The organism is Burkholderia sp. NRF60-BP8 (genome assembly GCF_001522585.2).
Taxonomy (GTDB): domain Bacteria; phylum Pseudomonadota; class Gammaproteobacteria; order Burkholderiales; family Burkholderiaceae; genus Burkholderia.
Genome location: NZ_CP013372.1, coordinates 105,698 through 130,660, shown reverse-complemented (window position 1 = coordinate 130,660; position 24,963 = coordinate 105,698). Strand labels below are relative to the sequence as shown.

The 24,963-nt window shown below is 66.7% G+C and carries 19 protein-coding genes; 6 read left to right on the top strand and 13 right to left on the bottom strand.

Annotated elements, in window-relative coordinates:
* Position 1 precedes the first annotated feature (1 nt).
* Positions 2-838 carry a 5-dehydro-4-deoxy-D-glucuronate isomerase gene (kduI, locus tag WS54_RS00615; protein WP_059786450.1) on the bottom strand — a complete coding sequence of 279 codons (837 nt, stop codon included), beginning with the start codon at positions 836-838 and terminating at the stop codon, positions 2-4.
* Positions 839-1,118: 280 nt separating this feature from the next.
* On the opposite strand from kduI, the gene kdgT reads away from it, so the two are divergent.
* On the top strand, positions 1,119-2,141 hold the full coding sequence (gene kdgT / locus WS54_RS00610) for a 2-keto-3-deoxygluconate transporter (RefSeq protein WP_034205709.1): 1,023 nt from the start codon (positions 1,119-1,121) through the stop codon (positions 2,139-2,141).
* Positions 2,142-2,305: 164 nt separating this feature from the next.
* Here kdgT and WS54_RS00605 read toward each other — a convergent pair whose 3' ends face one another.
* A complete protein-coding gene (locus WS54_RS00605; protein WP_059786448.1) occupies positions 2,306-2,680 on the bottom strand; it encodes a nuclear transport factor 2 family protein in 375 nt (124 codons plus the stop codon).
* A 100-nt stretch (positions 2,681-2,780) separates the two neighbouring features.
* Between WS54_RS00605 and WS54_RS00600 the strand changes: the two genes are divergently transcribed.
* The 4 genes from WS54_RS00600 (at position 2,781) to WS54_RS00585 (ending at position 8,070) form a co-directional block, all read left to right on the top strand.
* A complete protein-coding gene (locus tag WS54_RS00600; protein ID WP_230624855.1) occupies positions 2,781-3,764 on the top strand; it encodes a LysR family transcriptional regulator in 984 nt (327 codons plus the stop codon).
* 184 nt (positions 3,765-3,948) lie between these two features.
* The gene (locus WS54_RS00595) at positions 3,949-6,327 is read left to right on the top strand and encodes a DNA polymerase II (protein ID WP_059786445.1); all 2,379 of its coding nucleotides are present in this window, start codon (positions 3,949-3,951) and stop codon (positions 6,325-6,327) included.
* 210 nt (positions 6,328-6,537) lie between these two features.
* The gene (locus WS54_RS00590) at positions 6,538-6,855 is read left to right on the top strand and encodes a DUF4148 domain-containing protein (RefSeq protein ID WP_059786441.1); all 318 of its coding nucleotides are present in this window, start codon (positions 6,538-6,540) and stop codon (positions 6,853-6,855) included.
* An 87-nt stretch (positions 6,856-6,942) separates the two neighbouring features.
* Positions 6,943-8,070, top strand: a complete 1,128-nt coding sequence (locus tag WS54_RS00585; protein ID WP_059786439.1) for a J domain-containing protein — start codon at positions 6,943-6,945, stop codon at positions 8,068-8,070.
* 195 nt (positions 8,071-8,265) lie between these two features.
* Here the strand turns inward: WS54_RS00585 and WS54_RS00580 are convergent, their stop codons facing one another.
* The 8 genes from WS54_RS00580 to WS54_RS00545 all read right to left on the bottom strand — a co-directional run bounded on the left by WS54_RS00580 (position 8,266) and on the right by WS54_RS00545 (position 20,682).
* Positions 8,266-13,755 carry an AAA domain-containing protein gene (locus WS54_RS00580; protein WP_059786436.1) on the bottom strand — a complete coding sequence of 1,830 codons (5,490 nt, stop codon included), beginning with the start codon at positions 13,753-13,755 and terminating at the stop codon, positions 8,266-8,268.
* Positions 13,752-14,948: a M48 family metalloprotease gene (locus WS54_RS00575; RefSeq protein ID WP_059786434.1), complete on the bottom strand. Its 1,197-nt coding sequence runs from the start codon at positions 14,946-14,948 to the stop codon at positions 13,752-13,754. The genes WS54_RS00580 and WS54_RS00575 overlap by 4 nt, the downstream gene beginning before the upstream one ends.
* A 146-nt stretch (positions 14,949-15,094) precedes the next feature.
* Positions 15,095-16,000, bottom strand: a complete 906-nt coding sequence (locus WS54_RS00570; protein ID WP_059786432.1) for a LysR family transcriptional regulator — start codon at positions 15,998-16,000, stop codon at positions 15,095-15,097.
* Between the two features lie 61 nt (positions 16,001-16,061).
* Complete coding sequence (locus tag WS54_RS00565) at positions 16,062-17,306, bottom strand: acyl-CoA dehydrogenase family protein (RefSeq protein WP_059786429.1); 1,245 nt, start codon at positions 17,304-17,306, stop codon at positions 16,062-16,064.
* A 39-nt stretch (positions 17,307-17,345) separates the two neighbouring features.
* A complete protein-coding gene (locus tag WS54_RS00560) occupies positions 17,346-18,104 on the bottom strand; it encodes an SDR family NAD(P)-dependent oxidoreductase (protein WP_034205718.1) in 759 nt (252 codons plus the stop codon).
* A 7-nt stretch (positions 18,105-18,111) separates the two neighbouring features.
* A complete protein-coding gene (locus WS54_RS00555; protein ID WP_034206284.1) occupies positions 18,112-18,876 on the bottom strand; it encodes an SDR family oxidoreductase in 765 nt (254 codons plus the stop codon).
* Between the two features lie 80 nt (positions 18,877-18,956).
* Entirely contained in the window at positions 18,957-19,988 is a 1,032-nt protein-coding gene (locus tag WS54_RS00550) for a phosphotransferase (RefSeq protein WP_059786426.1), read from the bottom strand.
* Between the two features lie 19 nt (positions 19,989-20,007).
* A complete protein-coding gene (locus WS54_RS00545; protein ID WP_059786423.1) occupies positions 20,008-20,682 on the bottom strand; it encodes a histidine phosphatase family protein in 675 nt (224 codons plus the stop codon).
* 202 nt (positions 20,683-20,884) lie between these two features.
* On the opposite strand from WS54_RS00545, the gene WS54_RS00540 reads away from it, so the two are divergent.
* Positions 20,885-21,040 (top strand): DUF3309 family protein, encoded by a 156-nt coding sequence (locus WS54_RS00540; RefSeq protein WP_006483086.1) that lies wholly within the window; start codon positions 20,885-20,887, stop codon positions 21,038-21,040.
* Positions 21,041-21,172: 132 nt separating this feature from the next.
* On the opposite strand, the gene WS54_RS00535 is transcribed toward WS54_RS00540, so the two are convergent.
* From WS54_RS00535 to WS54_RS00525, 3 genes are all read right to left on the bottom strand, one after another.
* The gene (locus WS54_RS00535) at positions 21,173-22,462 is read right to left on the bottom strand and encodes an acyl-CoA dehydrogenase family protein (protein WP_034205721.1); all 1,290 of its coding nucleotides are present in this window, start codon (positions 22,460-22,462) and stop codon (positions 21,173-21,175) included.
* Between the two features lie 171 nt (positions 22,463-22,633).
* Positions 22,634-23,308: a TetR/AcrR family transcriptional regulator gene (locus WS54_RS00530; RefSeq protein WP_179949056.1), complete on the bottom strand. Its 675-nt coding sequence runs from the start codon at positions 23,306-23,308 to the stop codon at positions 22,634-22,636.
* Between the two features lie 168 nt (positions 23,309-23,476).
* The gene (locus WS54_RS00525; protein ID WP_059786418.1) at positions 23,477-24,961 is read right to left on the bottom strand and encodes an NAD(P)/FAD-dependent oxidoreductase; all 1,485 of its coding nucleotides are present in this window, start codon (positions 24,959-24,961) and stop codon (positions 23,477-23,479) included.
* Positions 24,962-24,963: the final 2 nt, after the last annotated feature.

Below are 24,963 nucleotides of genomic sequence, written 5' to 3'. Positions count from 1 at the left end.
GTCAGCGCAGGTCGGCAACGGCGATGTGGTCCATGTCCTTGAACACCTGGTTCTCGCCCGCCATCCCCCAGATGAACGTGTACGCCTGCGTGCCGACGCCGGAATGAATCGACCAGCTCGGCGAGATCACGGCCTGCTCGTCGTGCACCACCACGTGACGCGTCTCCTGCGGCTCGCCGAGCATGTGGAACACGGCCGCGTCGGCGGCGAGGTTGAAGTAGAAATACACTTCCATCCGCCGCTCGTGCGTATGGCACGGCATCGTGTTCCACACGCTGCCGGGCTCGAGTTTCGTCATCCCCATCGACAACTGGCAGGTCGGCAATACATCGGGCACGATGAACTTGTAGATCGTGCGGCGGTTGCTCGTGGCCGCGTCGCCGAGCGTTTCCGGCGATGCCTGCGCGAGCGTGATCGTGCGGGTCGGATAGGCCGTGTGCGCGGGCGCGCAGTTCAGGTAGAACTTCGCGGATTGCGCGCGATCGTCGCTGCCGAACACGATACCCTGCCCGCCTTGCCCGATGTAGATCGCCTCCTCCGTGCCCACCGCATGACGCTGGCCGTCGACCTCGACCCAGCCGGGCCCGCCGATGTTGATCGCCCCGAGTTCGCGCCGCTCCAGCAGATGGCTCACGCCCATCGCGGCGCCGAGCGACGCCGGCACCTCGACCGGCCGCGTCGCGGGCCACGCGCCGCCGACGACGATGCGGTCGATATGGCTGTAGGTGAGCGACAGTGCGTCCGGCGCGAACACCTTCTCCACCAGGAAATGCCGGCGCAGGCCGGCCGTGTCGAGCGTCTTCGCGTGTTCGCCGTGAATGCCATGCCGCACGTCCATGCCGGTTCTCCATCGGGAAGGGGGCCGCCGCCGGCACCGTCGCCGCCGGTCGCCCCGATGAGGATTGAAGCACACATTTCTTGAATTCGGAACGTCGATCCGGATTTTCGATCTCGTCTGGTGGATCGATAAATTCCTTTCAAATCAGCTCTATTTAGCATTACGGGTATACGACTACCGTCGAAACTCACAAAAACGGACCATCGTTCCGAATCCTGTCCTATAGTCAGTCAGCAGACATCATTCGACAACGGGACGCATCGACGTCCACGGAGGAGACGTGAAGCTGAAACAGGCCATCGACCGCATTCCGGGCGGACTCATGCTGGTCCCGATGCTGCTGGGCGCGTGCGTGCACACGTTCGCGCCGAACGCCGGGAAATACTTCGGCTCTTTCACCAACGGCCTGATCGCGGGCACGGTGCCGATTCTCGCCGTCTGGTTCTTCTGCATGGGCGCGACGATCGACCTGCGCGCGACGGGCGTCGTGCTGCGCAAATCGGGCACGCTGCTCGCGACGAAAATCGCGGTCGCATGGCTCGCGACGGTGATCGCCGCGCGCTTCATCCCCGACGACGGCATCCGCACGGGCCTGTTCGCGGGCCTGTCGCTGCTCGCGATCACGACGTCGATGGACATGACCAATGGCGGCCTCTATGCGGCCGTGATGCAGCAGTACGGCACCCGGGAAGAAGCCGGCGCGTTCGTGCTGATGTCGATCGAATCGGGGCCGCTCGTCAGCATGCTGATTCTCGGCGCGGCCGGCGTCGCGGTGTTCGAGACGCGGCTCTTCGTCGGCGCGGTGCTGCCGTTCCTGATCGGCTTCACGCTCGGCAACCTCGATGTGGAGCTGCGCGAATTGTTCGGACGCTGCGTGCATCCGCTGATTCCATTCTTCGGCTTCGCGCTCGGCAACGGCATCGATCTGAACGTGATCGCGAAGAGCGGGCTGCCGGGCATCGCGCTCGGGCTCGCGGTGATCGTCGTGACGGGCGTGCCGTTGATGCTCGCCGACAAGGTCCTGGGCGGCGGCAACGGGACGGCCGGGCTTGCCGCGTCGTCGACGGCGGGCGCCGCGGTCGCGAACCCGGCGATCATCGGCGAGATGATTCCGAAGTTCAAGCCGATGGTGCCGGCGGCCACCGCGATCGTCGCGACCGCGTGCCTCGTGACGGCGATACTCGTGCCGATTTTGACGGCGATGTGGGCAAAGCGGGCGGCGCGGGCAAGCGGTGCGCCGCTGCCGTCGCTGGCCGCACGGCCCGCGCATGGCAGCCCGATCGAGCATGAAGGGCATGTTTGAGAAGTGCCGGTTCGAGTCGGGCCTCAGGCGCCCGCTTCAAGTCGGTCAATGCTCGGCAGCATGAAAACCGCGGGAAATCGATGAATTTCCCGCGGTTTTCATTCGTCGGTGTCGGCGCACATCTTGTCGCACGCCGACGAAACCGGACACTGCCGCGCTGCGCTTCAGTCGAACGTACGCACGATGGCGGACGCCTTGGTCGAGATCAGCCAGTCGCCCTCCACCTTATGCATGACGAAGTGATCGTTGAACAGCCGGTTGCCGATCCGCACCCGCACCGTCGCCGTTGAAAGGCTGTCGGAGACGTGCTCCATCGAGAGGATCGCCTCGTCTCTCGGCGCGCCGGTCGATCGAGGACTGGGCCTCCCGTGAATGAGCGCCGCGTACTCCGACGACGACAGCGTGCGCAACTGGCCTTCATCCAGCCACTGAACGAAGCAGTTCAGATGGAAAATCTTGTCGAAGTCACGGCTCTGCGGCTCATAAGCGAGGTTGAAATAATCGTCGATCAAAGCGACGACGGCTTGGGTCTGGGTCATTGTCGGCTTTCCTCGGTAGTGAACGGCTCGTATAGTGAGCGATCCTTCCCGCTCTCTGCTACGGCGACCCGGTTATCGCTGCCATTACAGGAACACATGGATGATGGAAGACCTCGATGGAGGACTGGTCAGCGGCTTGCTCGTCCTGGCAGCCCTGGCTGAATCCGGCAGTTTCGGCCGTGCGGCATCGCGTCTGGGCAAGACTCAGCCGGCGGTCAGTCGCGCCATCCAGCGACTGGAGGACCGCTTGCGCGCAAAGCTCGTGCATCGCACCAGCCGGCACGTCGAAGTGACGGACGCCGGCCATGCGTTGTTGTCGAAAGTGCTGCCGTTACTCCAGGGAATCGAAGAGGCGGCCGTCGACGCCTCCGATCAGACCTCGGTCGTCAACGGAACGCTCCGTGTCGCATGCGATGCCGTGTTCGCACGCCTCGTGCTGGCCCCGGAGCTGACCCGGTTCATGAAGGATCACCCCGCGCTTCACCTGAAGCTGGAAACCCGGAGCGATCTCTCGGACCTGGTCAGCGAGGGATTCGATCTCGCCATCCGATTTGGACCGCCGTCCATTTCGACCTTGGTCTGCCGCAGGCTATACAGTCCGCGGGTACTGACTCTGGCCGCGCCGTCCTACCTGGAGCAGCGCGGTCGGCCGAGGTCGCCGCAGGATCTCGTCGACGGCGGCCATGAATGCATCCTCGCGATCGACCCGGCTACCGGCCGCCCCTTCGACTGGGAGTTCTGGCGCGACGACGAGAAAGTGAAAGTGGCCGTCAGCGGCACCCTGACCGTCACGGATGCGGGAACCAAAATCGGCGCCTGCCTCGCCGGTTTCGGGATCGCCCAGGTGATCGACCTCGGAATCGACACGCACCTGCGTGCGGGCACGCTGGAGCCGGTTCTGACGGACTGGTGCGACGAGACGTTTCCTCTTTACGTCTACTATCCCAGTCGAAACCACGTCCCGGCCAAGGTAAGGGCGTTCATCGACTTCGTGGTCGGCATGATGCCCAGGCTACAGTCGAACGGTTATGGCGCCGGCCAGCGGTCGCCCTCAACCGTGCTCGAAGCGCTGCGTCGCGAATAGCGTCCGTTGTCCGTCGGGTGCCTGGCCGTCTACCTCGGCCGTCATCGCCATGCCGTCGCTTCCGTTGCGCCGCATCCGCATCGCTCGACGGCTTCCTGCCGCCTGTTGCCAAGCGCCCGCAGCGGCACGACAGCCGTTCAAGCGCTAAAATCCGCCGCTTGGGCATCCACGACGAGCAAGCGTTTTGACGGCGTTCGAGCAGGGTTTCATCCTTACCCGCCACTGGCGGGACACCGCATCCGGTATCGAGATCGAGTTCTGGCTGGCGACCGAACGCGGTCCGCGCCGCGTGCGGTTGCGCCCGCAGGAAGCCGTCGCGTTCATTCCGGCCGAACAGCAGGCGCTCGCCGAACGCACGCTGGCCGGCGAACGCGACGCGGAACTGCGCCCGCTCGCGCTGCGCGATTTCAGCCGGCGCCCGGTCGTCGGCCTCTATTGCCGGCGCTATCGCCATCTGTCCGGGCTGCAGAAGCGCCTCGCGGCGGCCGGCGTCGACGTCTACGAAGCCGACGTGCAGCCGCCCGATCGCTATGCGATGGAGCGCTTCATCACCGCATGCGTCGAGTTTCGCGGCCAGCCCGGCCGCGACGGCACGCTGACCGGCGCCGAGCTGAAGCCCGCGACCGGCTACCGCCCGGCGCTGCGCTGCGTGTCGCTCGACATCGAAACCAGCGTCCACGGCGAGCTGTATTCGATCGCGCTCGAAGGCTGCGGACAACGGCAGGTCTACATGCTCGGACCGCCGAACGGCGATGCCGACGCGAGCGCCGTCGACTTCCGCCTCGACTACTGCGACACCCGGGCCGCGATGCTCGCGCGCCTGAACGACTGGTTCGACGAACACGATCCCGATGCGGTGATCGGCTGGAACCTCGTGCAGTTCGACCTGCGCATCCTGCATGCGCACGCGGAGCAATACGGCGTGCCGCTCAAGCTCGGGCGCGGCGGCAGCGTGCTCGACTGGCGCGCGCACGGCCAGCAGCCCGACCACTTCTTCGCAGGCGCGGCCGGCCGGCTGATCCTCGACGGCATCGACATGCTGAAATCGGCGACGTGGACGTTCCCGTCGTTCAGCCTCGAATACGTGTCGCAAGCGTTGCTCGGCGAAGGCAAGTCGATCGACAATCCGTACCAGCGCATGGACGAGATCCAGCGCCGCTTCGATCACGACAAGCCCGCGCTCGCGCGCTACAACCTGAAGGACTGCGAACTCGTCACGCGCATCTTCGACAAGGCCGACCTGCTGTCCTTCGCGCTGGAACGCGCGAGCGTCACCGGGCTCGCGGCCGACCGCACCGGCGGGTCGGTGGCAGCCTTCACGCACCTGTACCTGCCTCGCATGCACCGGCTCGGCTATGTCGCGCCGAACCTCGGCGACGTGACGGGGCAGAACAGCCCCGGTGGCTTCGTGATGGATTCGCGCCCCGGGCTGTACGACTCGGTGCTCGTGTTCGACTACAAGAGCCTCTATCCGTCGATCATCCGTACGTTCCTGATCGATCCCGTCGGGTTGATCGAAGGGCTCGCGAATCCCGGCGACGACGCATCGGTGCCCGGCTTTCTCGGCGCGCGCTTCTCGCGCACCGCGCACTGCCTGCCCGACATCGTGCGCCGCGTGTGGGAGGGCCGCGACGACGCGAAGCGGCAGCGCAACGCGCCGCTGTCGCAGGCGCTGAAGATCATCATGAATTCGTTTTACGGCGTGCTCGGCTCGACCGGCTGCCGCTTCTTCGACCCGCGCCTCGCGTCGTCGATCACGATGCGCGGACACGAGATCATGCATCGCACGCGCAAGCTGATCGAAGCACAGGGGTACGAAGTGATTTACGGCGATACCGATTCGACCTTCGTGTGGCTCGGCCGCGCGCACGACGACGACGAAGCCGGCGCCAAGGGCCGCGCGCTCGTCGAGCACGTGAATCGCTGGTGGCATGCGCACCTGCGCGACCAATTCGGCCTCGACAGCGCGCTGGAGCTGCAGTACGAACGGCATTACCGCCGGTTCCTGATGCCGACCGTGCGCGGTGCGGAAGAAGGCAGCAAGAAGCGCTACGCGGGCCTCGCGGCGACGGCCGACGGTAGCGAGGATCTCGTGTTCAAGGGGCTCGAGACGGTCCGCACCGACTGGACGCCGCTCGCGCAGCAGTTCCAGCGCGAGCTGTACCGGCGCGTGTTCAGGCGCGAGCCGTACCGGGATTTCATTCGCGATTACGTGCGGCGCACGCTCGCCGGCGAATTCGACGACCAGCTCGTCTACCGCAAGCGCGTGCGCCGGCCGCTGCGCGAGTACGAACGCAACGTGCCGCCGCACGTGCGCGCAGCGCGCATCGCCGACGAGTTCAACCTCGCGCAGGGCCGGCCGCTGCAGTATCAGCGCGGCGGCTGGATCAGCTACGTGATGACGACGGCCGGCCCCGAGCCGCTGGAGACGATGCGTTCGCCGATCGACTATGCGTTCTATCTGAGCCGTCAGCTTCAGCCTGTCGCCGATGCGATCCTGCCGTTCCTGCGCGACGATTTCGAACGCGTGATCTCCGGGCAGGGGCAGTTGTTCGGCGACTGACGGAACGATGACGCGCCGGAACACGCGTCAGCGCAGTCGTCGCATCGCGCTTTCACATGACGTCGATCTCCATCGCGTTCCGTCAGCATCGCGCACTCTCGCTCATTCTGGAACACAGTTCGCCCGGAATCGCCATTTATCAGGCCGGTCAAGGTTCCTAAACTTTCCTCGTCGGTTCAGCAAACCGCAACGAAATCGTCCGAGGAAACCGTGAAATCCATCATCGCCGCCATCGCCACTGTCGCCGCTACCGCCCTTCTCACCGCACCGGCCGCGTCGTACGCACAGTCGTCGCACTCGACGCTCACGCGCGCGCAAGTGCGCCAGGAACTGCTCGATCTCGAGTCGGTCGGCTACGAGCCGGTCGCCGGTGACGGCGACAACTATCCGGGCGACATCGTCGCCGCGCAGGAACGCCTCGCCGCCAAGCGCCTCGCGGAACGCAAAAGCGCGGAAGCCGCCTACGGGGCGAACGGCGCACCGGGCATGGACTCGGGCGCGCCGGCGGCTGCGACGATGAAGCGCTAACGCGCCGCGAGCCGTTTCGGGGGGCGCACCCATCCGGCTAAAATACCGGCCTGCCGCGCCTCCTGCCGCGGCCGGAGGACATCGATCATGACCGCACGTCGCGGTGCCGCGGTCGCCATCGCGCCCAGCCACGAGACAGCCAGCCTGTCGAAAGCCCAGAAGACGTTCAATACGCTCGTCGAGCAAATCGAAAAGCGGCGCGAACGTCTCGGTGCGTGGGAAGCCGTCATGCCGGCGTTCCAGAAGAAGTTCGTCGACGGGCTGTTGCCGCTCGAACAGGAGGCAACGGCGCTGCGCATCCGGCTGATCCATCTGCTCGACGACGCGTTCCTGCAGAAGGGCTTGAGCAAAGCCGAGCAGCGCACGCTGTCCGACCTGATCGCCGACATGGCGCGCGATTTGCTGCACACCAGCGACGACGCGGCGTTGAAGGTGATTTACCACCGGCATGCCGGATCCGACCGCGTCGGCCACGCAACGGCCGCTCCCGAGCCGACGAAACCGAAACGGGAACCCGAATCGCAGTCGCCCTCGCCCGAGGATCTCGACTCGCTGTCCCCCGACGAACTCGCCGAGCGGATGCAGGCCGAACTCGACGCCCAGTTCGAGCGCGACATGGCCGCTCACGCGGCCCGCGAGGCGCAGCGTGCGAAGCGCAAGAAAGCACCGAAGCAATCGGCCGCGCAGGCGCGGATCCAGGCCGAACAGGCTGAATCGAACAAATCGATCCGCGAAATCTATCGCAAGCTGGCCAGCGCGCTGCACCCCGATCGCGAATCCGATCCGAACGAACAGGCACGCAAGACCGCGCTGATGCAGCGCGTCAATCACGCTTACGACAAGGGCAACCTGCTGCAGTTGCTGGAATTGCAGCTGAAAATCGAACAGATCGACCGGCGCGCGATCGACGGCCTCGGCGAAGCGCGGCTGACGCGCTACAACGGCATCCTCGAGGAACAGTTGCGCGAGCTCGATCGGGAGATCGTGCACGTCGAAAACGATTTCAGGGGCACGTACGGGATCGCGTCGTCCACCAAGGTCGCGCCCGATACCGTGCTGCGCATGCTGACGCGCGACATTGCCGGCATGCAGCGGAGCAACCAGGACCTGGCCGTCGCGCTGCGCGAATTCGAGGATCCGGACAACGTCAGGCGCTGGCTGAAGGACATGAAGCGCCGGCCGGCGGCGTCTCGCTTCGACGACGATTCGTATTGACGATACGGCGGCACGCATGTGCACGCCGCCATCCCCGTTCATCCCCCGCGTGATGCCCGGTGTCCCGAGATCGGCTCCGCTTCACCCGGTCAAATCGAACACGCCACCAATTCACGCGCGGAACGCGGAAAACGTGAAGTCGCACCACAGCTGCGTGCGGAACGCGTGCATGAACGGCGGATCGAACGCCGGCCGTCACCCGGCCGGGTCTTCGACATAGCCCTTGCGCAGTTTCTCCGCCACCAGCTTGTCCATCTCGCGCTGTGCACGCTCGACGGTTTCGAATTGCTTGAGGTTGGCTTGTCCTGCCGATCCGATCCGACCGTACGTCACGTTCAGCTCCGTGCCCCGCAGGCTGGCGCGCCAGAACTTGCTGGAAGGGCCTTGCTCGAATCGCAGCGATCTCACGCGTTCCGTCGGCACGCCAGTCGCCGCTGCAGTCTCGCCCTGCACAGTTTCAGCCTCCTGCGCGGGCGTCTGAACAACCGGCGTCGGCAGCTCGATTTCCTGATCGAGTGCTCGATCTTCACCGTCAGCAAGCATTGCCTCGATGCGCGCCAGCACCGCGGCCGGGTCATCAAGCCAATCTTTCCCGGGGATGTCCAGCACACGCCAGCCGAAGCCGCGCAGGATGCCGGGCCGGAATACATAGCGCTCCGCCGTATCGGTCACGACATGGGCTGGGTTGTCGAGCAGGATCGCAAGCGCGTAGTCCCGCTTCGACGAATCGACGATCGCCAGGTCGCAGCGGAATTGCGAACGGCCGACGTCGATATCGACCTGGTGACCGCGTGCGCGCAGTGCTTCGGCCAACGCATCGCGAATGGCGTCAGGCGATGTCCGCCGCGTGAACGCATCGCGCGCACCCTGATTCAGCGCACCGAGCACCGCCTGTGCACGGTCGAACTGGCCTGTGGCGCTCGCCTGCGCAAATTGCAGGAATGCCCGCAGCGCGGCCGCGCCGTCGTTGTGCACGTTCGTGATCGCATCGGCTTGAATCGTGGAAACCACCGCCATCCGGTGCCTTGCGCGGCTGAAGATGACGTTCAGACGCTTTTCGCCGCCACGCTGGTTGATCGGCCCGAAATTCATCAGCATCCTGCCGTCCGGGCCCGGTGCGTAGCAGATGCTGAGAATGATCACATCGCGTTCGTCGCCCTGAACGTTTTCCAGGTTCTTCACGAACAGGCCGTTGAACTGGTCGTCGTCCTCGCGCACGTACTCGCGCTCGAGCCGCGTGGCGAAGTCGGCGTCTTCGGCCGCCAGTGCCTCCAGCGCCGCTTCGATCGCGTTCTGCTGCGCCTCGGAAAACGCGACGATGCCGAGGCTCAGGCCCGTCTCCCGGCGCAGCATCTCGCGTACGAGCGACGCGATATAGCGCGCTTCGGGCACGTTGCCCCGCTCGACGTACACGCCGTCGTCGAGCCGATGAAAACTGATCGGCCGCGCGAGCAACGCGTCGGCGCCCACGATGCCGGCATCGTCCTGGCTCGACCGCACCGACCACCCGTCCTCGTCGGCGCGCTCCAGCACGCGGTCCGGAATCGTAACGAGACGACCGTCGTAGAACGCCGCATTGGAGAAGCTGATCAATGCTTCGTGCCGGCTGCGGTAATGCCACGCCAGCAGCGTCGCGGGCAGATTGCGCGCCGCCTGATTCAACAAGCTGTCGGAGTCGAGATTGATGGCGATGCGCTCGCCCTCTTCCTCGATCACGATCTCGTCGTCGCCATCCGCGCCCGCTGCCGTGAAAAAGCTCGTCGGCGGCAACTGCATCTCGTCGCCGACCACCACGACCTGACGGGCACGGCTGAGCGCAGGCACGGCTTCCTCGGTGGGAATCTGACTGGCCTCATCGAAAATCACCACGTCGAACAGATCGGGCGACAGCGGCAGCGTATCGGATACGGATAGCGGGCTCATCAGCCAGATCGGCTTCAGGTCGTTGACGACCATGCCCGTTTCGTCATCGGCGAGATCGCGGATCGAACGGTGGCGCATGCTTTTGCCGAACTCGTGTTCGAGCTCGCGCCGGCCGGTTGCGTAGCGCTTCTTGAAGGTCTTGCCGTCGGCATCGAGTTGCGTCGCCGATAACGACGACTGGCGCACGTGGTCGGCAAACTGCCGATGCAACGTCGCGCTCACGACCTGGGCATTCACGGTCAGCAATTCGCGCTGGATCCGGGCCGCGGCACGCGCGGCCTGTGCGAGCGCCACGCCGCCGAATCGCGCGAGCACCGGATTCTCGCGCTCCAGGCGGCGCAACGCCTCGTCGGCAATCAGCGCCTCCAGCTCCGCGGGCGCGAGGTCGACGGACTGCAGCGTCGCCGCATAGGCGGGGTCGGCCGCGTGGACCGCACGCAACAGCGGCAGCAAATCAGGCAGGTCGTCCAGTCCCTCCCGAAGATCGCGCAGCGCCTCGGCGATTTCAGCCAGCGACACGTCATCGTCCATGACCAGGTTGTCGCGGATGCGACGCTCGAGCTTGTCGAGGGCCTCGCGTGCGCCGGCATCGATACGCGCGGCAGCAAGCGGATCGACCGCCTGACGCAGATTCGCGATCCGTTCGCGCAGATCGCCGTCCGACGCCAGCCGCGCCTCCAGCTCGGCCAGCGCGCGCAGAAACGCCGCCATTTCGCTCACGCCATAGCGCTTGCGGCACTCGACATCGGCTGCGTCGAGTGCCGCAGCCGCGGCCTGCTCGGCGGCAAGCTGCTCCAGCACCTTGACGTAGCCGGGATGCACCGCATGCTGCGCGAAGTCGTAGCGACGCCGAAGCTCGCCGCGCAACCGCCACCATGCCGGCTGCAGCCATCGCATCGCCGACGCCTCGAGCCGGCGCGCGAGTGCGAGCGCCGACACGGTATCGCCCGGCGACAGCTTGTCTCGCCAGTGCACGGTGGCAGCCTGCGCGGCCGTGAGCGCGTCTGCGTGCGCGGACAACGCATCGCGGGCTTCTCGCAATACCGTCTGCGCGGACGACGCCGGATCGAGCACGTCGAGATGCGCGGCGAGGCCGGTATCGATCAGCCATTGGCAATCGGCTGCGATCGCGCATGCGCGCGACAGCGCCGTGGCGTGTCCGATCGACGCCACCGTGCTGTCGAGCACCGGATCGAGCGCGTCGAACAGCGCGTCGGCGTCCTGGCACAGTTGCTCGACCCGCCCGAATGCCCGCTCGTCGGCCAGCAGCGCCGCAGACAGCCGTGCGAAAGGTTGCGAGGCCAGACTGTTCGCGCCGAACCGTTCGCGCATCGCACGATGCACGCGCCGGGTCAGCTCGCCATGCCGGTCCCAAACGGCCAGCGCCGGCAAGCGCTCGCGCAAAGCAAAGCCGACATCCGGTACCGCCGGCAGCGCGACCAGCCGCCGCAGCAAGGTGCGCACGCTGCCACCCAGCGCGTCGGGCGCAGCCGCCATCGCCGCTTCGAATGCATCGATGCGTCGCTGCTGTACGTCGAGCGCATCGATCAACGCCGCTCGTCGTGCGTGCAGCGCTTCGCTGTCGTGCGGTTGGGCGATCCATCGCTCGTAGCAGCCCTTCAGATCGGCGACGAACGCCTTCTTGTCCGACTGCGAATCGTGGATGAGGCAACACAGCGCGTCCAGCCCGCTCTGCTTGAGCCGGTGGAACACCACGTCCAGCGCCGCACGCTTTTCGCATACGAACAGCACACGCTTGCCGCGCCCCGCGTAATCGGCGATGAGATTGGTAATGGTTTGCGACTTGCCGGTGCCCGGCGGCCCTTGGATGATGAAGCTGCGCTGGCTGCGCGCCAGGCTCACCGACGCATTCTGGGTCGCATCGGAAGCCACCACGTTCCATTGCTCTCCTGCCGGCAGCGGCGCGGCCGCCGACGCTTCGACCTCGCGCGGCTCGATCGAGAACACCCGGTCGAAGGCGGGATTCGCGGTGGTCTCGTCGAGCAGTTGCGCGTAGTCACGCACCAGCGACATCTTCCTGTAGTTGAAATTGGCCAGCGTGACCTGCGTCAGATCGAAATCCCACGCATAGCGATGCCCGTCAGATTCCTGCAGCACGTAACCCTGCCGCTCGTCGACGGCCTCTGCCGCTGCGCCCGCCATCTGCGGCCGACGCAGGCTGGCGCCCGGCGTGGCGCCGGCCTCGAAACGCTGCGGCAGTTCGCTCGGCCGCACCCATTCCTCGAACAACGCGCGGCCGAGCGGTCGGTAATCGTCTTGCGCATAGCTGAAAGAGGGCAGCCGACCGCCGTGCGAACCGCCTGCACGTGCCGCGGGCTTCCGCCGTCGGTATTGCTGCATGCGCTGTTGTGCCTTCTGGCGCACCAGCCGTACGGACGCCTTGTCGACGAGCCGAAGCTCGACCGAGGGTTCCGACCTCCGGATCTGCGTCAGGATATCCGCATGAATCTCAGCCAGTGTGATCTTGCCCAGGTCGACCGTCTCGGGTAACCGGATGTCGTAGAGCTGACTGAGATGGTGCCGCAGCGCCGGATTGAATTCGGCGTCGCCGCCAGCGCACTGGATCACGTACTGATCGCGCACGCCCTTGCGCTTGACGAGTTCGACCGGCAACCAGAGCAGCGGCGAGACGATACGCTCGTCGGGGGCGTCCTTCAGGTTGTGCCAGCGCAGGAACGCGATCACGAGACGCAGGTTGCTGAAGCCGAATTCGGCCCGTTCGCGGCGAGTATCGGCGATCAGCCGGTCCAGCGACGCGGGCAGGTACGGTTGATCGTCGAACCGCAGCCATTGCTGTAACGCCACCGCCTTGCCGGCCACGAGGTCGGCGGCGAACGGTCCGCCCCACGTGCAGATGTGCTCCGGGCGCACGCTTTCGATATGCAGCATCAGCGGCACGCTGGCCACGGTCAGGTTGACGGTCGCCGCGGTCGGCCGGAAATGCAGCAGCCGGTTGCGACGCGACAGATCGAACAAGCGGTCGCGCAGGTGCGTCAGCACTGCACCGCGGCGCGACGCCGCCCCTGTCGCCCCGGCCAATGCACGCTCGACGTCCAGGCCGAGCGGCTGCTCGCGCCAGGTGCGCAGGCGCATCGCAAGCGCGGCCACGTCGGTCGCGCGATCATGGCGGTTTACTTCCGTCATTTCGACGATCGCCGCCGCAACGATCGGATGCAGCCGTTCATGAAGCACGAACAGATTGCGTCGATGCTCGACGAACGCGCGCAGGTCGCTTTCGGTTTCGAAGTTCAGCCCGCATGCGAGGCTGGCCAGCACCATCCCCAGCATGAACACGTCGGTGATCTCGTCGTGATGCCCGATGGATCGCTCCCAGCTCGCGTACCCTGGCAAATAGACGGGCCGCACAACCGGAGCCGCTGCGTCAAGCTGCAATGCAAGATCGGTCTGGCTGTGATGGCCATCGGGCGTGTGCTCCAGTTGCAGCGCACCGACGATGTTCAGGCCCGACGCAGGGTGCGGCTGGACGCGATGCACGGCGCCGACGTCCATCTGCGGCGCTTCGCCGTCGGGGCGTCGCAGCGCCAGGCCGCCCCCTTCGTCGATCACGATGCTGTCCGCGTCCAGCGACGCCACCTTGCCCTGCGCGTGAAGTTCCGCCACCTGCGCGAACAACGGCAGCACCAGCACGAGCACGTCGTCGGTCGACAATGCCGCGCCGGCCTGCGCGGCAATCAGCGTACGCAGCGTGCGCGGCGCACCGTCGGCGATCCTGTCGTTCATGCGTCCTTCTCCTCGGCCAGTTGCCGCTTGTAGCGTTCGAGTTCGCGCTTGCCGAGGCCCGCGTCGCGCCGGAGGTTGAGCTGCAATGCGTCGAGACTGCCGAGCGACCGGGCAACCTGCCCGGCGCGCAACAACGCCACGTCGCGCTGATCGGGGTCCGCCAGCGCGAGATCCATCATCAGGGCGTTCAGGTAGCTGCGCACGCTGTCGTCGACACCTGCCGCGTCGAATGCATCCGGGCCGGCGACGGGCTCATCGTCGCGCCAGTCCGGGAACAGCATGCGCACCTGGGCCAGCACGGCGTCGCTGGCCAGCGACGCGCCGTCGAGGTAATGCGCGAGGAATCCGCGCGTCAGCGCCTGCAGGCGCGCCTGACCCGGCAAGTCGAGCCGCTCCAGCGAAAGCGGGCCGTGCAGGCGCGTGTCGATCCAGCTGTCGAGGCTTGCCTCGCCGTCCCACCACAGCGCAAGCGCACGGGCACGGATGAAAGTCTCGGGGTGGCTCAATGCCGCGCTGGCGCCCGATTCGTTCGATTCGATCTCGGCGGCCTGACGCAGATAAGCCGCTGCATCCACCGTGCTGATGCCCGTCTGCACCTTCACGAGCGTCGAAACGGCGGGCGCCACCGCATCCGCAGCCAATGCGCCCCCGCGATCGGCAAAGAGTTCGGTGTGCAATGCATAACGCCGAAACGTCTCGCGATGGCTGTCGGCTCCGCCGGGAGCGGCCACCGCATCGCTAAGGATCCGGTCCGCGGTCAGGAACCGGCCTCCGTCGAGCGACCACAGCACATAGTGTGCGAGCTCGTGCCCGAGGATCGCCAGCAGCTCCTCCGGTGCCAGCCGCTCCAGAACGGGGCCCTGCAACAGGATGTGGATCTCGCCCGGTACGAATACGAGCGACGCATTCATCTGGGTGCCTGGCGACTGATAGAGCGTGGCCGGCACGTCGACGATCCCGAGTCGCTCCATCGCCAGCGCCAGGGCGGCATGGACGTTGCCGTGCGCATCGGCGTCGATCCGGTAGGTTTCCCGCAGCAACGAAGCGCGCAGCGATTCGAGCTGTTCGGCATGCGTCTGGCGCTCGCCGGTCCAGCGCCAGACGTCCGGCTCGTGCCGGCGCAAATAGTCGGCTACGGTTTCGTGGTACGCGAGCGGCGCCAGCGCGTGGCGATTCGGGGCGTGAGAGTCCATGCGAGGCACTCCGGTAGGGAAGTACCGATTCTACCGACGGATGACGTCGCCGCAACTGTCGAAAAACGCCTTATCGAGGACCACCGCTCAGGACGGTGCGCGCGACCGATCGCGTCGACGGCGACGACCGCATGCACGGCGTTCCCTCACCGCCCCTCCCCCATCCCGCCCATCAGCATCATCAACTGCTCGCGCAGCCACCGGCTGCCCTGATCCTGATCGGCACTGCGATGCCAGTAGCAGAAGTAGTCGAGCCCCGGCATCTCGAACGGCAGTTCGAGAATCCGCGCCGGATAGCGCCGCAGCAGCCGCAGCGGCGCCGTCAGCGCGAGATCGCCGCGCATCGCGATCAGCGGCGCGACCATGTAGTGCTGCACGCGCATCTGGATGTTGCGGCGCAGCCCGAGCCGCATCAGTTCCGCGTCGACGTGCCCGCTGCCCTTGCGCCGGCTCGATACGTGGATGTGGCCCATCGACAGGTAGTCGTCCATGGTCAGCGTATCGCCCTTGAACGGGTGATCGTCGCGGATCATGCACGCGTAGCGGTCCTGCACGAGCAGCGCCTGGTGCAGGTGCGGGTCGCCGATCAGCGGCGCGTCGATCGCGAGGTCGACCGACCCGTTCGCGAGCGCGGTCGCGACTTCGCGTCGATCCATCGTGTAGCTGCGCACGTGCATGCCGGGCGCATGCGTCTGCAGCAACTCGCCGAGCGCCGGCAGCAGCAGCGCTTCGGTCAGGTCGCTCATGCTGAGCCGGAATACGCGCTCGGACGAAGCCGGATCGAACACGTCGCCTTCGTGCGCGCTCGAATCGAGCAGTTGCAACGCCTCGCGCACGCGGCCGACGATGTTCTCGGCCATCGGCGTCGGCATCATCCCGGCCGGCGTGCTGACGAACAGCGGATCGTTCAGCGTCTTGCGCAGCCGCGCCAGCGCGTTGCTGACGGCCGGCTGCGTGAGATTCAGCACCTCGGCCGCACGCGTCAGGTTGCGCTTGTTGTAGATCGCCTCGAATACGACGAACAGGTTCAGATCAATCTTCGAAAGGCGCATCGCCGGATCTCCTTGCCGAGATCTTACGGCGGGCGCCGTTCGTTCGTCCACGTCGCCCCGCTCAGCCGCGCGGCGGCGGCGTCAGGTACGGCGCCGTCGCACCGGGCTCGCCGTCCTTGATCTCCATCCGCGCGATCGCCTGCAGGTGCACCTCGTCCGGGCCGTCGGCGAAGCGCAGCGCGCGGCCCCAGGTCCACAGGTCGGCCAGCGGCGTATCCGGGCTCAAGCCCGCTGCGCCGAATACCTGCATCGCGCGGTCGCACACGTTGGTGTAGACGGTCGGCACGAGCGCCTTGATCATCGAGATCTCCTTGCGCGCCGCCTTCGCGCCGACCTTGTCGATCATCCACGCGGCCTTCAGCACCAGCAGGCGCGCCTGGTCGATCTCGATGCGCGAGCGCGCGATCCATTCGCCGACGGTGCCGTGCCGGTTCAGCGGCTTGCCGAACGCGACGCGCGACTGCGCGCGGTCGATCATCAGTTCCAGCGCCAGCTCGGCCGCGCCGATCGAACGCATGCAGTGGTGGATGCGACCCGGGCCGAGGCGCGCCTGCGCGAGCGCGAAGCCGCTGCCTTCCTCGCCGAGCAGGTTGCGCGCCGGCACGCGCACGTCGTCGAACGTGATCTCGCAGTGCCCTTCCGGCGCGTGGTGATTGACCACCGTGATGTTGCGCACGACCGTCACGCCCGGCGTGTCGCGCGGCACGAGGATCATGCTTTGCTGCTGGTGCGATTCGGCATCGGGATCGGTCTTGCCCATCACGATGAAGATCTTGCAGTTCGGATGCGCGGCGTTCGTGATGAACCATTTGCGGCCATTGATCACGTACTCGTCGCCCACGCGCTCGATACGCGTCGTGATGTTGGTCGCATCCGACGACGCGACGTCGGGCTCGGTCATCGCGAACGCCGAACGGATTTCGCCGCGCAGCAGCGGCAGCAGCCACTGTTCGCGCTGCTCGGGCGTCGCGAACATGTGCAGCAGCTCCATGTTGCCGGTGTCCGGCGCGTTGCAGTTGAATACTTCCGACGCCCAGCTCACGCGCCCCATGATCTCGGCGAGCGGCGCGTATTCGAGGTTCGTCAGGCCCGTGCCCGGCTCGTCGTCCTTCAGGTGCGGCAGGAACAGGTTCCACAGGCCTTCCGCTCTCGCGCGCTCCTTCAGTTCCTCCATGAACGACACCGGATACCGGCCCGCGTGCACTTCGTCGTTCCACTGACGGATGCGCGGCACGACGTGCGCGTCCATGAACGCGCGCACGCGTTCGCGCAGCGCTTCCACTTTCGGGGTGTAGCCAAAGTCCATGATCGACTCCTCGAGATTGTCGTGTTCCGTTCGTTCGGTTCAGAAGGCCGAGACACCGCCGTCGACGGCGACGGCCTGCCCGGTCAGATAGGTGTTTTCCTTCGCGCACAGCATCAGCATCGCCGCGACGACTTCGTCGGGCCGGCCGAGCCGCTTCATCGGCGAGCCCTTTGCGAGAAAATCCTGGCGCTCGCCGATATCGCCGTCGGTGACCATCGGCGTCGTGCTGTAGAACGGGCACACCGCATTCACGCGGATGCCATGGCGCGCGTATTCGAGCGCGGCCGTCTTCGTGAGCCCGACCACCGCATGTTTCGACGCCGCATACGCGGCCAGCTTCGGCGCGCCGCCGAGCCCGGCCATCGACGCGACGTTCAGGATCACGCCTTCGCGCTGCGCGAGCATCTGGCGGATCTGATGCTTCATCCCGAAAAACACGCCTTTCGCGTTCACCGCGAAGCTCAGGTCGAGATCGGCCTCGTCGGTATCGATCAGCGCCTTCATCGGCGGTGCGATGCCAGCGTTGTTGATGCCGACGTCGAGCCGCCCGAAACGCGCGACGGCGTCATGCACCAGCGCCGCGACGTCCGTTTCGACGCGCACGTCGCAGCGCTGCGCGATCACGTCGGCGCCGGCCGCGCGCAGCGGCGCGGCCACGCGCTCGAGCGCCTCGCCGTTCAGGTCGCCGAGCGCGAGCCGCGCACCCATCGCGGCGAGTTCGCTCGCGAGCAGCGCGCCGAAGCCGCTCGCGGCGCCGGTGATCATCACGGCCTGCCCGGCGTAGCTGTCGAGTTTCATCGCGCGCTCAGATCGTCAGGCCGCCGTCGACGACGATGCATTCGCCGTTCGTGTAGCTCGCCGCATCCGACACGAGATACAGCACGGTGCCGGCCATTTCGCGCGGCTCCGCGTGGCGGCGCAGCGGAATCTTCGCCTTCCACGTCTCGTAGATGTCCTTGTCGGCGAACAGCGCGCCCGCGAACTTCGTCTTCGTGAGGCCCGGCAGCAGCGCGTTCACGCGGATGCCGAGCGGCCCGCATTCCTTCGCGAACGCCTTCGTCATGTTGACGACGGCCGCCTTCGTGATCGAGTAGATGCCTTGCCGGTCGCCCGGCTGCAACGCGTTCACCGACGCCGTGTTGACGATCGCGCCGCCGCCGTGCGTCTTCATCAGCTTGCCGGCCTCGACCGACATGAAGAAGTAGCCGCGGATGTTCACGTCGACGGTCTTCTCGTACGCGGCGAGATCGGTATCGAGGATGTGCCCGAAATACGGGTTCGCGGCCGCGTTGTTCACGAGGATGTCGAGGCGGCCGTGCTTGCCGCGGATATGCTCGAACGTCGCGGCGATGTCCTCCAGACGCCCGACGTGGCACGCCAGCGCCTCGGCGCGGCCGCCCGCCGCGACGATCGCATCGGCCACGGCCCGGCAGTCGTCGAGCTTGCGGCTGGATACGATCACGTGCGCGCCCTGCTGCGCGAGCAGCTTCGCGATTTCCTCGCCGATGCCGCGGCTCGCGCCCGTCACCAGTGCGATCTTGCCCGTCAGGTCGAACAGGTTCGTTGCCATGTTGCTGTGCTCCTCCATTGATTGGGATGTCGTGTCGCCGTGCGGCGCTTCGCGGCAATTCGTAGCGCTTCGCGGCGCCGTCAGCGATGCGCGTCGATCGCGCCGACGGCCATTTCGGCCAGCCAGCCGGCCATTTCGCCGACGCGCAGCGCCTGCTCGCTCGATGCGTTGCCCTGCAGCGCGCGCGCCTTCACGCCCTGCGCGATCGCCGCGAGCCGGAAGAAACTGAATGCGAGGTAGAAGTGCCAGTCGCGGATCGGCGCGATGCCGCGCAACTCGCAGTAGCGCGCGACGATCGCCGCTTCGTCAGGAATGCCGAGCGCCGCGCGATCCTGGCCGGCCAGCCCGCGCACCTGCCCGCCGGACGGCAGCCGCAGGCACATGCAGAAATACGCGAGGTCGGCGAGCGGGTTGCCGAGCGTCGACAGTTCCCAGTCGAGCACGGCCTGCACGCGATAGCCGTCACGCGCGAACATCAGGTTGTCGATCCGGAAATCGCCGTGCACCAGCGCCGGCCGGCCCGTGTCCTCGGGGCACGCTTTGGGCAGCCAGTCGATCAGCGTCTCCATCGCGTCGAGGCGCCCGGTTTCGGCCGCGCGATACTGCTTCGTCCACACGCCGATCTGGCGTTCGAAGTAGTTGCCCGGGCGGCCGTAGTCGGCGAGGCCCACCGCGTCGACATCGACGTCGTGCAGCGCGGCCATCGTCTGCAGCAGCGCGTCGTAGCAGGTCGCGCGCTCGGCCTTCGGCAGTTCCGGCAGCGCGGGATCCCAGAAGATCCGGCCATCCTCGAAACTCATCACGTAGAACAGGCTGCCGATCACGTCGCGGTCTTCGCAGAGGTGATACGGATGCGCGACCGGCACTGCGGTGCCCGACAGCGCGCGCAGCACGCGGAATTCGCGGTCGACCGCGTGCGCGGATTTCAGCAGTTCGCCCGGCGGCTGGCGGCGCAGCACGTAGCGGCCGCTCTTCGCCTTCAGCAGGAAAGTCGGATTCGACTGGCCGCCGGCAAACTTCTCCATGTCGACCGGGCCTTCGAAGCCCGGCACATGCGTTTCCAGATAGCGCGTGAGGCGGGCTACGTCGAGTTGCGGGGAAGGGTTCGTCATCGTCGCGATCGTTCGTGGGTCAGCCGTAGGTCCGCAGCGCGTGTCGTTCGGGATCCTCCAGATGCGGGATGCCGTTGAACGACGCGAGATGGAACGCGTCGGCGTTGAAGAAAAACTGCGAAAGACTGCTGTTGCGAATCTGCAGGTTCAGCGCGATCGCGCTCGACGGCGGCGCCGCGAGCACCTGCTGCACGGTGACCGCGATCGGGCCGCCCGAACTCACCGCCAGCACGCGCTGGCCGCCGCCGTGGCGGATCGCGGCGCGCGCGTCGGCCACGCGCTGCTGGAAATCGGCCCAGGTTTCGGGGGCCGCGTCGCCGAGCTTGTCCTCGGTCCACAGGTGCAGCACCTGCCGCAGCGCGCGGAAGTGTTCCTTCATCGAGCCGGCCGCGAGCCGCGCGATCTCCGGATAGTCGCTGGCGGCTGCGGCGAACAGCCCGTGGAAATCGTATTCGTTCAGGCCCGGATGGCGGTCGACCGCGACGCCTTCGCGGCCCATTCCGCGCAGGATCGCGGCGACCGTCTGCGCATGGCGGTTCATCGTGCCGCAGATCACGCGGTCGAACGTCAGGCCCTGCCGCGCGAAGTATTCGCCGAGCCAGACGCCCTGCTGGTCGCCCGCCGCGGACAGCCGGTCGTAGTCGTCGGTGCCGAACGACGCCTGCCCGTGCCGTACCAGAAAGAGTTCAGCCATTGCGCTCGCCCGAGGGAAACCGAAGGCCCAGCATAGCGACCGGGCATGCATTTTTGAAATTTATTTTCTGAATTGACCGGTATTCATCGCATGAATTCACAGGATTCAGACAATGCGCTTGCGCCGGCTTTCACCTGCACGCCGGCGCGGCACGCGAATTGCGTCGGCGCACACCGTGTCGAATAAATCCAGGAGGGATGCGATGCTCGGTACGATCCTCATCATCGTTCTGATTCTGTTGCTCATCGGAGCATTTCCCGCATGGCCGCATAGCCGAAGCTGGGGTTATTGGCCGTCGGGGACCGTCGGGCTGATCGTCGTCATTGTCGTGATACTGGTGCTGCTCGGTCGCATCTGAGTCCGGACGCGCGTGCCGCTGCATGGGCACGCGCGTTCCGTTCCAGCGGGCCGATCCGGCCGCCGTGTCTTCTTTACACGCGAAAGTAAGCCGCAACGGAAAGCCCGGCCGCGCGGCCCGTTCGGCCCCCGCTTATTCGCGCGTCCATCCGTTCTCGTAAAGCTGGCCTGCCAGCACGCCGAGACGCGACGCGAGGATGTAGTTCTCGCCATCCTCGATCAGGGCCGAACGCACGTCACGGAACAGCTTCTCGATCGGGAATTCGCGCGTGGTGCCGTTGCCGCCGAACAGTTGAAACGCCTCGTGCGTGATCTTCATCGCCTCCTCGGTCACGCTGACCTTCGCCTGCGCGGTCGCATAGGGATGACTCTGGGGCGACATCCGCGAGAACGCGAGGCTGCGGCGCGCGATCGCGCGCGCCATTTCGAGCCGGCGCAGCATCTCGCCGATGCGCAGGTGCGTCATCTGGTGATCCATCAGCAGCGCGCCGCCCTGCTTGCGCTCGTGGCAATACGCGAGCGCCAGTTCGAACGCGGCCCGCGCCGCGCCGACGAACACCTGGCACATGTGCGTGCCCGCATACGACCACGTCGATGCGAGGTTGCCGAGATAGTCGTCCTTCAGCGCGACCGCGAAGCGCTTCGGCACCTTCACGTTGTCGAAATAGATCTCGCCCTGCGGCAACGCGCGCTGGCCGATCTTGTCGAGCGGCTTGCCGCGCGACACGCCGGGCAGATCGAGCGGCAGGATCATCGCGATGCCGTTCGTGAACGCGCTGCGCTCGCCTTCGCCGTAGAAGCCGTCGCCGTAGTCGGCCGCCATGTACGCGAGCGCGACCTGCGCGACCGAGCCGTTCGAGATCCACGCCGAGCTTTGCCCGTTGATCACGATCTCGTCGGCGCCGACCTTCGCGGTCACGTTGCCGACCGGCTGTCGGCCGTTCCCGGCGAGCTCCTGCCGATACAGGATCGCCGCATCCGACCCGCGATCGGGCTGCGTGTTCATCCAGCAGCCGACCTTGCCCGCGCACATCTCGATCAGTTCGGCGTTGCCGACCGTGTGCGCCATCATCAACGGCATCGTGGCCGCACCGATCGACACGGCGAGGCCCGAATCGCCCCAGCCGAGCTCCTCGCCGATCAACGACTCGATGCGCACGGCCGTCTCCGGCGGAAACTGCGCGATCAGTTGCGGATCGAGCCCGAGCTTCGCGCTCTCGACGATCGCGGCCCAGTACGGCGAGCCGGGGGCAATCACGTCCTCCGCCGTCATCCGGTCGAGCTCGCGGCCGATCGGCCGCAGCACGTCGCGCGCAAAACGATGAACCGTGTGCTGGATTGCGCTTTCCTCTTCGCTCAGCGGCGTCTCGAAGCCGGTCATGCCGACCGCGGGCAGCGCCGCGGACTTGTTCAGACGAATCATCTCCGTTCTCCTCCTGGACTCGAATCATGTCGGCCCGGCAGCGGACGCGCCCGGCCATCCCACATCTAGTAACACATACCAAACATAGGTCATCATGACAAACACAGGAAGCAAAAAAAAGACAGGGTATTCCCCTGTCCCGGTTCGCTTGGCCGCTGCAGGCGCGTGCGGTTACTTGCCGGCCGGCCCCGTCAGCGTGCCGTAGGCGATCGCGCGCGACGTCGCGAGGAAATACGCATCGAGCGCCTGCGTCAGCCGCCCGGTGCCGTACTGCATTGCGAGGCCGTCGGCCAGCGCGATCAGCATCGTCGCCGCATGCCGGCTGTCGGCCGCGCTGAACGCCGGATTGACGGCGCGCAGCAGTTGCGCGAGGTCGCGCGTCAGCGTCGTGTACCACTCGTCGTAGAGCTTGAAACATTCGGCATCGGTAGCCGCAAACGACAGCAAATGCCGGAACAGTGCGTTGTACTTGGCATCCTTCGCATCGGCGATCGAGCGCTGCATGATCTCTTCGAACACGTCGCGCGGGGACGCTTCGCTGCTCATCGCGCGCTTCATGTCGTCGAGATAGGTGTCGATGACCGGTTCGATGACGGCCCGCAACACGGCGATGCGGGTCGGGAAGTAGTACTGCAGATTGCTGACGCTGATGCCGGCGGCCGCGGCAACCGCGCGCTGCGAGAATTCCAGCGGGCCGCCGTCGAGCAGCAGCTTGCGTGCGACGCGAATGATCGTGTTGCGGGTGCGCAGGCCCTGCGCCCGCAAGCCGTCGGTGTTGCCGGCTGCGGCGGCGGGAGTCGAGGTGCGTCGCTTTTTCGTGCTGCGCGGCTCGTTGGACACTGTCATCGTGTTCGTCGTGAAGAGGGCGTTTCGGCTTCGTCGAATGGACGCTCCGTCCCTTACGGAGCGCCAACGACTATACCCGATGCGAGCTGCATTTTCCATCGAGCCGCCCCTTCCGTCGGGTGGCCCGGCCGGATGCGCGTTTTCGCGTCGCGACGACCGCATGCGCCGCTACATCGGCCGCACCTTGCGATTCACGCGTTCGTCGAGCAGGTTCGCGACGCCGAGCATCGCGGTCATCGCACACCATCGCAGCGGCTCGGGCGGCACCGACGGCGTCTTGTGCGTCAACGCGTCGAGCAGCGGCGATCGCCCGTCGTGAATGCGCTCGGCCAGCACGCGGCCGATCAGCGATTGCGTGCCGACGCCATGCCCCGAGCACCCGGCCGTGTAGAACACGTTGCCGTGCGCGCCGGCCGCGCCGACCACCGGCAACGCATCGCCCGCGAACGAGATGTAGCCGCTCCAGCAAGCACGCACCGGCACGTCGCCGAGTTGCGGAAAGCGCGCGTGCAGCGTCTTCAGAAGCGCGCGATACGTGTCGCCGTCCGGCACGTTCGGCGTCTGCGAGCCGTATACGTAGTGCAGCCGCTTGGTCGTCAGCAACAGCGTGTTGCGCGCGGTCAGGCGGTGGCTTTCCATCGTCAGATGCGGCGTGACGATGCCCTCGCGATTCGGCCAGCCGAGCGTCTCGAGCTGCGCGTCGGACAGCGGCTCGGTCTCGAGCGCCGACACGCGCAGCGGCATCACCTTGTCGCCGAGCAGGCCGAGTTGCGGCGTGTACGCATTGGTCGCGAGCACCAGCACCGGCGCACTCGCGCTGCCGCGCGCGGTGCGCACGCGCACCGTCTCGCCCGCGTCGAACCCGAGCAGCGCGGTGTTCTCGTAAAGTCTCACGCCGGCCGCCAGCGCAGCCCGCCGCAAGCCCGTCACGTACTTGCCGGGATCGAGCGTGCCGCCGCCCGGCACGTACGCGCCGAACAGGAACGCCGGCGGAATCCCGCGCTCGCGCATCGCCGCGCCATCGAGAAACTCCGCAGGCGAGCCGAGTTCGATCCCGGTGGCCATGCTCTCGCGCAGGCGCTTTTCCTGCGACGGATGCACGCCCGCGCGAATGATGCCCGACGCGCGGTAGTCGCAGTCGATCGCGTATTCGGCGAGCTTGCGTTCGACGTACGCGACGCCTTCGTCGTAGAAGCCCACGATCCGCTTCGCCTGTTCGTGGCCGACCCGCTTGAGAAACAGCTCGTATTCGAGCCCCTGGCCGCCGGCGAGATAGCCGGCGTTGCGCCCGCTCGCGCCGAAGCCCGCGAACCCGCGCTCGAGCACGACGACGCTCGCACCGCGCGCGGCCAGCTCCAGCGCGGTCGACAGGCCGGCAAAGCCGGCGCCGACGACGATCGCGTCCGCCTGCACGTCGCCTTCGAGCGCCGGTTGCGCGCGCTCGGGCGGTTCGATCCAGCCGCCGACGGGACGATATTTCCGCAACGCGGCGTCGGCGCGCATTTCCTCGCCCCAGCGCACGAGCACCCCGCCCGCATCGGTGCCCGCCGCCTGCATCGCCGCTGCCGCACCGACCCCGCCCGACGCCGGTCGCGTCGTCCGCCCTGTCTGCGCCACTTGCCCGAGCGCCATTGCGCCGTGTGCGTCGCCCATGT

Coding starts and splice junctions, on each gene's coding strand:
- kduI (WP_059786450.1), bottom strand. CDS start 838: ATGGACGTGCGGCATGGCATTCACGGCGAACACGCGAAGACGCTCGAC.
- WS54_RS00605 (WP_059786448.1), bottom strand. CDS start 2,680: ATGACCCAGACCCAAGCCGTCGTCGCTTTGATCGACGATTATTTCAAC.
- WS54_RS00600 (WP_230624855.1), top strand. CDS start 2,781: ATGATGGAAGACCTCGATGGAGGACTGGTCAGCGGCTTGCTCGTCCTG.
- WS54_RS00585 (WP_059786439.1), top strand. CDS start 6,943: ATGACCGCACGTCGCGGTGCCGCGGTCGCCATCGCGCCCAGCCACGAG.
- WS54_RS00580 (WP_059786436.1), bottom strand. CDS start 13,755: ATGAACGACAGGATCGCCGACGGTGCGCCGCGCACGCTGCGTACGCTG.
- WS54_RS00575 (WP_059786434.1), bottom strand. CDS start 14,948: ATGGACTCTCACGCCCCGAATCGCCACGCGCTGGCGCCGCTCGCGTAC.
- WS54_RS00570 (WP_059786432.1), bottom strand. CDS start 16,000: ATGCGCCTTTCGAAGATTGATCTGAACCTGTTCGTCGTATTCGAGGCG.
- WS54_RS00565 (WP_059786429.1), bottom strand. CDS start 17,306: ATGGACTTTGGCTACACCCCGAAAGTGGAAGCGCTGCGCGAACGCGTG.
- WS54_RS00560 (WP_034205718.1), bottom strand. CDS start 18,104: ATGAAACTCGACAGCTACGCCGGGCAGGCCGTGATGATCACCGGCGCC.
- WS54_RS00555 (WP_034206284.1), bottom strand. CDS start 18,876: ATGGCAACGAACCTGTTCGACCTGACGGGCAAGATCGCACTGGTGACG.
- WS54_RS00550 (WP_059786426.1), bottom strand. CDS start 19,988: ATGACGAACCCTTCCCCGCAACTCGACGTAGCCCGCCTCACGCGCTAT.
- WS54_RS00545 (WP_059786423.1), bottom strand. CDS start 20,682: ATGGCTGAACTCTTTCTGGTACGGCACGGGCAGGCGTCGTTCGGCACC.
- WS54_RS00540 (WP_006483086.1), top strand. CDS start 20,885: ATGCTCGGTACGATCCTCATCATCGTTCTGATTCTGTTGCTCATCGGA.
- WS54_RS00535 (WP_034205721.1), bottom strand. CDS start 22,462: ATGATTCGTCTGAACAAGTCCGCGGCGCTGCCCGCGGTCGGCATGACC.
- WS54_RS00530 (WP_179949056.1), bottom strand. CDS start 23,308: ATGACAGTGTCCAACGAGCCGCGCAGCACGAAAAAGCGACGCACCTCG.
- WS54_RS00525 (WP_059786418.1), bottom strand. CDS start 24,961: ATGGGCGACGCACACGGCGCAATGGCGCTCGGGCAAGTGGCGCAGACA.